The sequence below is a fragment of the Winogradskyella sp. genome (assembly GCF_013213975.1).
Classification (GTDB): Bacteria; Bacteroidota; Bacteroidia; order Flavobacteriales; family Flavobacteriaceae; genus Winogradskyella.
On sequence record NZ_JABSST010000145.1, the window covers coordinates 1 to 2,895 of the forward strand.

The following is a 2,895-nucleotide window of genomic DNA, read 5'->3' on the forward strand; positions in this document are numbered from 1 at the left end:
ACATAAGACGTGTTTCGATAAGTCTTGTTTCATTACTTGGCTGAACGTTATTATAGAAGAAGTTTTTGATTAGAATTGTACCTGTTGGTAATTCTAAAGGGGAATGATCACCGTTATAATTTCCTCTTACACCATTTGGCATCCAAATAAATCGTTTTTTCTTAGCGTAATCAGAGAACAAAGGTGTTATTAAGTCATAGGGCACAACTCCAAATGTTGGGTTTAAATTTTTCAAGTCTCCACTAAAAAAGTTGTATTCAGAAAGTGTAGCATGCGGTGAATTTTCTCCAAACTCATGTACTACAGACAACGATGTTATATTGATAGTTACATTCTCTGTTTTACAACTTCCAAAATTATCACATACCGTATATTGAAATGAATCGTTACCAATTGTATTAGGATAAGCACTATAAATCACAAAATCATCACTTGGGTTATCCGGTGAATTGTTGTCGTTGACTTGTAGAACTCCTAATGTCGGATTGGTAACGGATAAACTTCCTGTTTGAGGTAGATTATTATCATTACTCAAAATATAAATCTGTTGAACTGAATTCTGAGTAATCACAATATTGTCTGGATTGGTTTTTGCGCTTACAGCTGCAGTGTTATCATCAATTTCACTGCAGGAAAAAATTAAGCAAAAGCACACCAAGACAAATTTAACAGCGTAATTTCTATCCATAATAACAATTAATGCACACCTATATAACAACCTCAAGGCCAAAAGTCCTACTTAGCCAAAATGCCACTAAAACTAAGGTTTTTATGTCAAATCGTTAATCGACCTAAATTTCCGCTAAACTGTTACTTAAAGGCGTTGTATTTTAGAAGAAAAAAACGATTTATCATATTGAATCTTAAGGCCTTATTAAACCTGTAATAAAAATAAATTATCCACATAGGGAACAACATTGCTAACAGCTTGTTCTTTTTGTATAGCATTGGTTTTACTTTTACTAAATATCTAAAGTATTTTTCTGGCGTAATAAGAAAACTTTTTAGCATACCTACCGGACTCTTAATCTTTGGTGGTTGATAAGAAATACCAACTTGATTAGTGCCCACGTTTTGATAAAACCCTTGGCTTAAAGTTTCTAAGAATTTCAGTTTTCTATTATTTTGAGACACACCTACTTTTAAGGCTATTTTAGACATTGCGTTTTGTAGCATGCCATGAGAATAACACAATGAGTTTAAGCTGAGTAAAAGCTCTTTATGAAGCCCGATCATTTGTTCTTGATGGTCCTTAATATGGGTGTCGTAGAGCCATTTTTCCTCAGGTTTATGATATTCTAAGGTAAAGCCTTTAGCATCTAAACTATAATCTAATGCGCTTCCATGATCTGCAGCAGAAAATTGTTCATACAACTGCATGTTTGCCATAATGATATGGTCATTATAATCTGGATAAGGCATAATAGAAAAATTAAGACCATAACGCTGGGTTAGCGGTTGTATGTCGTAAATTTCATTCAACCCAAGATAATACCCTGTGACAGAAATATTTTCTTCAAAAAATGTGTAAATAGCCTCTTGCATTGTTCCACCCCAGCCTATATCTGCTAGATGAATACCTTCAGCTTCAATATTGGCTCCAAAAGAGTTTATATAAGTTTTAAATGCATTACTGCTTTCAAGCCTATGTTTGTCATAGTAGTCAATAAACGTCTTATTCTTTTTTAAGTTTTCAAAAACGGTCGAAGAAAAGAAACCTTCAACTGGTAAACTACCATCAATTTGTAATTCACTTAATATTGTATTTTGAATATCGTCTGGACAATTCACAGCGATTAAAAAGTCACCCGCCGAAAGATTACTATACTTTTTGCTCAAAAACGTAAACGGCTCGTCATTAATATCTTTCAGAGACATTTGAAGCGCCGCGTGTCTTGAAATCTTTAAGTAATGTGTTTTAATTTTTTTGCTAGAGTCGATTGATGAAAATTCTTGATACGAATCAAAAAGTTTCTTTAAAAACTGGCCTTCACGAGAAAGAAAAAATAAGTTTTTTATGTTTTTTCGCTTAGCGGTTTCATAAATCCGTTCAGCAAAAATATGGTAGAATATCGCATATTCGGTAAAAGGAATCGCCGAACGACATTTACATTTTTTATAAATGCTGTTAAGGATATATTTTAATCGCTTTTTATCGTTTCCAAAATTGTTTAATTTATTCTTCCTTAAATATTTTTTATGAGGCAGGAGATAGGCGTTTAAGCCATTTTTAATCGCATTGTCATAATCGCTTCTTTGATTATCACCTATCATCATTATATCTTCTGGGTTAAATCCTAGCTCAGAAATTAAGGGAGCATAAATAGAATTTCGATATTTACTTTTTTCCAGAGATGCCGAGCTATAAATACCATCAAATAAGTCTACAATGCCATGATGATTGAGAAGTTTTTTAAACAATGAAATTGAGCCGTAGAAGTCAGACACCAAGTAAACTTTACCACCATTGGATTTAAAATATTTAATAGTGTCAATGACATCTTGGTCTAAATATTGTACACTAGCCTCAGCTTTAACATCAGCATCTTCAAAAAGCTCTATAAAAGACGGTTTATTTTCAATTGAAATAATATCATCATTAATAAGTCTTTTAGAAATTTCTTCTTGTTGGACCTGATATGGAATTTCATCAACCTCTTTGCCCAGCTTTTTTTCAAGATAATTAACAGATTCTTGCCTTATAAAGTAAAGGGCATCGACGGAAATAGGAAGCCCCAATTCTCGAATCATGAATTTAGCCCATAGTCTTTGCACATAATTAGGGTGCACAGACCTATGAACTATAGTGTCATTATAGTCTGTGAAAAGATTTTTTATTTGCTTTTCCTTATGCTTTTTGTTTAGTTGGTTAAGTGTGAATTGATTTAGATTTGG

Annotated in this window: 2 protein-coding genes; both read right to left on the reverse strand. The window is 32.7% G+C overall.

All coding sequences use genetic code 11. The features are described 5' to 3' along the window. The coding region (locus HRU49_RS14395) for an Ig-like domain-containing protein (RefSeq protein WP_296358380.1) at positions 1-688 on the reverse strand (688 nt) is incomplete at its 3' end. A 122-nt stretch (positions 689-810) separates the two neighbouring features. Further along, the coding region (locus HRU49_RS14400; protein ID WP_296358382.1) for an HAD family hydrolase at positions 811-2,895 on the reverse strand (2,085 nt) is incomplete at its 5' end.